This window comes from Sulfitobacter brevis (assembly GCF_900112755.1).
Classification (GTDB): Bacteria; Pseudomonadota; Alphaproteobacteria; order Rhodobacterales; family Rhodobacteraceae; genus Sulfitobacter; species Sulfitobacter brevis.
Genome location: NZ_FOMW01000049.1, coordinates 1 through 5,653, shown reverse-complemented (window position 1 = coordinate 5,653; position 5,653 = coordinate 1). Strand labels below are relative to the sequence as shown.

Here is a 5,653-nt window from a genome sequence, read left to right as displayed (position 1 = left end):
ACAGGGCCAATGCCGGTTTGGAAGGGCCGGGTCGGATGATGCCCGTTGCGCACGACAGCCGCGTGACCTGCTTCAGTGCGCAAGTCGGAAAATTGAGCCAGATAACCGGCAAGTTCAGCTTCAACTGCTGTTGCGATCAATTGCTGCGCCCCCGTTCTCAGCAAATCCGTCAGCGCGTCCGTGATCCCGTCTCGACGCGCAAAATCAACAATGTTAGTCGTTTCCATGGTGGTGTATCTCCTTCGGTTGGGCTGCTGTCTTCCAACAACAAATCAACCAGATACGCCGCCAACCTTCAAACCGCCAAAACACCAGATTCAGTCATAGCTCCCGAGTTCCTTGTTGGGGAAATCATGCACATTGACGCAGGCCGGATCGCCTTTTGGCCGATAGTCGCTGCCGCCGTTGCGGTAGTTGCCTACCAGCTCCTTCTTCTTGGTGTCGACCGAGATGACAGGCTGCCCAGCCACCTGCGCGGCCAACACGCTGGCGTTAATATGCTCGAACTGCGCGTCGCGGTCGGGATGGTTGGTGCCCTCGTGCGTCTTGCGATTGACCTGCCGTGAGTATTCGAGCCTTGTTTCCAACAACTTCGCGACGGTATTGGCACACACAGTATGGCCAGCGTTACACAGCGCGGAAGCCAACTTGGCCGGGCTCTTCGATACCCATTTTAGTGGGCGCATCGGGTCACCCATCGTCGCCGGTTCGGCGAGGCTCTGCAGGTCGGACACCAGCGTCGCATCAAGGTCAGCGACCTCGCGCCGCCCTCCGCCCTTGCGGCGCACTCGACCATTACCTGGCCCTGACGTATCAAGATCGTTGAGCCCCCGCCCGATGGTCGAACGCGCGAGACCGGTGATCTCCGCTACTGCAGCATGCCCGCCGCGCCCAGCCGTTCGGGCTTCCGCTGCAGCAAACAAACGCCTGCCACGTTCGTCGAGCTTCGAGCCGAAAACCTCCCATCGCTGCCTGATTGCTTCCCGTGATACCATGAACAATAATTACCATAACAAGCACACGCTGAGAATCCCCCGGGCCGAGTCATACAGACGCAGGCACCTCGGCAAGCGATTCAGTTATTGTTGAAAGTCTCCTAACACGGATCAGCACCCGTTCGCGAAACTTGCCGTAGGGATCTTGGAGTTTAGGTGGTGCCGACCCTGAGCTAACGATATTTCTCGCAATCGTCCGGCATGGTCAAATGTGCCACAGTATCGCCGGTGCCAACCCACTAAGATCAGTTGGTTTTAGCCATTTCGTCTTGGCACTGGTGTACGGAACAAAACGCCAGTCAAAAGCCATTTTTGAACAGGTGCCCAACAGCATCGTACCGACGGCACCTGATTGAACGACAAAGTTTCAGCGGCAGGACATGATTGCACCTACCCAAATTGCACGTTTCGATGCCGAAAAACTTGGGGAAAGCCGACCAGACAACAAACAGAAGTGAGGACCAATCATGCCCAAGCATTTTGATACCGCAATTATTGGAGCAGGCCAAGCTGGGCCAGCCTTGGCAATGTTTCTCGCTGATGGCGGGGAATCTGTTGCCATGGTCGAAGGCAATCTGATGGGTGGATCTTGCGTCAATTATGGATGTACGCCGACCAAAACATTGCGCAAGTCGGCGCGGGTCGCGCATTTGGCACGGCGGGCGGCCGATTTTGGAATTGGCGTGGGTGACGTGACGGTCGATTTCGCGGCGGCGATGGCGCGCATGCGTGACCGGGTTCAGACCTCCCGTGCGGGGCTCGAGAGCGGGCTTGAGGGTTCGGAAAACGTAGAGATCCTGCGCGGATGGGGCGCGTTCGCTGGTCACGATAACGGTAGGTTTACCCTGCAGATTGGCGATCAGACTGTCACGGCCGACAAGGTCTACATCAACACCGGCACGCGCGCCTCGATTCCATCAATCAAGGGCGTGGAGGCCGTGCCCTACCTGGATAATGTCAGCCTCTTGGAACTGACCGAATGCCCGGCGCATTTGATTGTCGTCGGGGGTAGCTACATCGGGCTGGAAATGGGGCAGATTTTCCGCCGCCTCGGGGCGCAGGTGACCATACTCAACAGCAGCGCCCGACTGGCCTCCCGCGAGGATGAAGATGTGTCTGCCATCATTCAGGAGTTTGTCGAGAACGAAGATATTCGTGTCATGAACAATGTCGAGATAACCTGTGTCGAAAAATTGGACAGCGGCGTCGCAGTTATTCTCGACGACAATCAACGCATCGAAGGAACACATCTGCTTTTTGCCACTGGCAGAGTGCCAAACAGTGACAGGCTAAATCTTGACAATGTTGGGGTGAATACTGACGACAATGGCTTTATCGAAACTGATGCGCAGTTGCAGACAAACGTCAATGGCATCTGGGCCTTAGGTGACATCAACAAGCGCGGCGCCTTTACCCATACTAGCTATCACGACCACCAGATTGTCCTTGCAAACTCGGCCCAAAACGTAGGTTCACTGCATCAATGGCGGGACGCCGACGAACGGCCCACAACTTACGCCATGTTCACTGATCCACCGCTTGGTCGGGTGGGGATGAACCTTGCCGATGCATGTCTGGCGGCCAAAAATGGGCAACATATTCTGACCGCAGAGCGCATGATGTCGGACGTCGCCCGCGCAAAGGAAGAGGGTGAGACCGCCGGGCTGATCCGACTGATCGTCGATGGTGAGACCGAGCAGATACTGGGGGCGTCGATAATTGGCATTTCGGCTGACGAGGTGATTGCCGTCATTACCAACTTCATGGCAACGAAATCCAGCTACCGGGTCCTGCAGCAGGCCCTGCCCATCCATCCAACCGTGGCCGAACTGTTGCCGACGGTTTTGGCGGGACTAAAGCGTTTGAGCGTCGTCTGAAGGTTTCAATTGGCTTGAACACCCGACCACCACTCCATGACCACGCGACCAAGCAATGAAAGGAAAATTGTATGAAAGCATCCGACCTGTTTATTCGTTGCCTCGAGGTAGAAGGCATAACCCGTATTTACGGCGTGCCTGGCGAAGAGAATGCTGACTTCATGATGTCGCTCGAAAAATCCACCATCGAGTTTGTCCTTACCCGACACGAGCAGGCCGCCGCATTTATGGCAGAAATCCACGGCAGGCTGACGGGCGAGGTTGGCGTCTGTCTGGGCACGCTGGGACCGGGGGCGACCAATCTGATCACTGGCGTCGCTGATGGCAACATGGACCGCGCGCCTATCCTTGCGATCACCGGTCAGGGGGCTTTAACCCGACAACACAAGGAAAGCCATCAGGTGATGGATGTGGTCGGACTATTCCGCCCCGTCACCAAATGGTCCTGCGCAGTCAATCACGCCGACAACATTCCTGAAATTGTGCATAAGGCGATAAAGCTGGCTGTGGTCGAAAAACCGGGGGCGACCCATATCGAACTGCCGGAAGATATTGCGGCCAACGAGACCGATGCTCGTCCGATGCGGCCTGGACGACCTCGCCGCCCGGTGCCGGAAAACAAGATCATGGACGAGGTGTGGGAACGGATACGCAGCGCCAAGAGCCCATTGATAATCGCGGGAAACGGGGCAATCCGCACCAGCGTCAGCGAACAGCTCTGTCAATTCTGCCATGCGACCGGGATCGGTGTATTGATGACGTTCATGGCAAAGGGCGCCGTTGACATGGACAGCGAACACTGTCTGTTTACCATCGGCATGGGGCAACGCGACTATCCACAGTCGGCGATCGATGCGGCCGATCTGATCATCACTGTGGGCTACGATCTGGTCGAGTACGGCCCAGAAAAATGGAATGCCGAGGGAGCGCGCGACATTATCCACATGGATTTCCTTCCCGCCGAGAGCGATTGCAACTACCAGCCTCAGATCGAAGTTGTGGGCGATCTGTCCCATGGAATTGAGATGTTGAACGCCCGCGTGGCGCGGGACGGCACACCTGAATTCGACTTTGCATCGCAGGCCAAGCTGCGTCGGAAGATGCTGGAGGAATTTGCAGAGCATGACGATGATGACACCAAGGGATCAATCCGCCCCCAAAAGGCCATCGCTGATGTGCGCGCTGTTCTGGGGCCGCATGACATTCTGTTGTCTGGCGTTGGGGCTCACAAGATGTGGGTTGCCCGCCACTACCAATGCCATGAACCCGGCACTTGCCTGATTTCAAATGGATTTTGCTCGATGGGTATGCCACTTCCCGGGGCGATATCGGCTAAACTGTCAAGGCCGGACGCAAAAATCCTTGCCGTGGTTGGCGATGGGGATGTGATGATGAATGTGCAGGAGATGGAAACCGCAAGTCGCCTCAGTTCCGACATCACGGTGCTGGTTTGGGAAGATCACGCTTATGGGTTGATCGCGTGGAAGCAGCAGCAAGAGTTCGGGCACCACACGGATCTGTCGTTCACCAACCCCGATTGGCTGGGACTTTGTGCCTCGATGGGGTGGCAAGGCGAACGCTGTGAAGATGCGGCAGACCTGCAAGATGCATTGAATCGGGCATTGACACATAAAGGGCCCGCGATGGTGGTGATCCCGATCGACTACCGCGAGAACATGATGCTGACCGAGCGGTTGGGCAAAATCGAAACAACATTCTGAATGCACAAAGGGCAAGAGAGTGCCGAGACGGCAGCGCGCGCCGTGAGGTCGCGCTGGTCAGATTGGGTGGCGCAATGCGCCTGACGAAATGCAACGACCGCTTGGTCTTCGTAAAGGTCTTGCGCGGCGGCGCGTAATATATCGCGCACCACGGATGTGTATTTGAAGGTATATTCGACATACCAGCCGGGTTTCGACTGGCCGCTCTTACAGCAAGCGATGAAATCGCGACTGTCATCAAAAGGGCTTCCGGGGGGCGTTTGCGGAAGGGGGCGAAATGATACTCTAAACACTGTTCGGGTTAGCAGCTGTTCGTAGCCTGTCGCGGCGAATGACCAAAACAGCCGATTTTGTTCTCTAATCTGTCAAAACGCTTTCTCATTTTGCCGGCGGTTTAAAGTCTGAGGTTGCCTTGGTTCGCGGTCGGTTCGAACCGGTTCGAGCGGGGTACAAGGGCGCGGCTGAACGGGGGCGTGCCATTGTCAAGCTGGGCGTCCGAATACATCAACTTCTGATGCTGCAACACTGCTCCGAAGCGGAACCTCTACCGATACCAACACCTTCCGGCGACCAAAGCGGCTCAACTCTAGCGGATGAAGTCTGGACGCCGCTCTCGCCCGCCGATTTATCATCGCCCGAAGGCCAACTGTCATTCGCCTCATTTTCGGAGACGACGGGTGGCATCGCCACAATTCCATGACGCCTACAATAGGTTAGACGACAGGGGACTGATCGATGTTAGGTCTCTGCTGCCACTTCCGTGATCAGATGTACTAAGGGCGGTGGCAACTGACTGGCAGCGAAATTCTGTTGGAGTTCCAAATAAACGCAATCACGAGGAGACGGATCATGGAACAAGTTCAGCAGTATCGCGGCAACATTGGGATTTTTGGAATACTTGTGCTGGCATTGATGGCGCTCGGCGGAGTTGTTCTGTTTCTTGGTGGTGGCTGGCTGCTTATGCTGGGCGGGTCTCCTTATTATCTGATTGCCGGACTTCTTTATCTGCTGGGGCGTTGTTGCACGGAGGGTAAATTGGCTGGAACGCGCCCTACCCGAG

Annotated in this window: 3 protein-coding genes and 2 pseudogenes; 3 read left to right on the top strand and 2 right to left on the bottom strand. The window is 56.2% G+C overall.

What is annotated here, in order from left to right; translation table 11 throughout:
• Together BM174_RS20460 and BM174_RS20455 are read right to left on the bottom strand one after the other, a co-directional pair.
• A pseudogene (locus tag BM174_RS20460) lies at positions 1-227 on the bottom strand (IS256 family transposase); the annotation flags it as partial.
• Positions 228-317: 90 nt separating this feature from the next.
• Positions 318-995: an ISAzo13 family transposase gene (locus BM174_RS20455; RefSeq protein WP_093925637.1), complete on the bottom strand. Its 678-nt coding sequence runs from the start codon at positions 993-995 to the stop codon at positions 318-320.
• 467 nt (positions 996-1,462) lie between these two features.
• Here BM174_RS20455 and BM174_RS20450 point away from each other — a divergent pair, with 467 nt between their 5' ends.
• The 3 genes and pseudogenes from BM174_RS20450 to BM174_RS20440 form a co-directional block, all read left to right on the top strand.
• Positions 1,463-2,872: a mercuric reductase gene (locus tag BM174_RS20450; RefSeq protein WP_093925636.1), complete on the top strand. Its 1,410-nt coding sequence runs from the start codon at positions 1,463-1,465 to the stop codon at positions 2,870-2,872.
• Positions 2,873-2,943: 71 nt separating this feature from the next.
• On the top strand, positions 2,944-4,593 hold the full coding sequence (locus BM174_RS20445; protein WP_093925635.1) for an acetolactate synthase large subunit: 1,650 nt from the start codon (positions 2,944-2,946) through the stop codon (positions 4,591-4,593).
• Between the two features lie 849 nt (positions 4,594-5,442).
• Positions 5,443-5,653: pseudogene (locus tag BM174_RS20440) on the top strand (hypothetical protein); the annotation flags it as partial.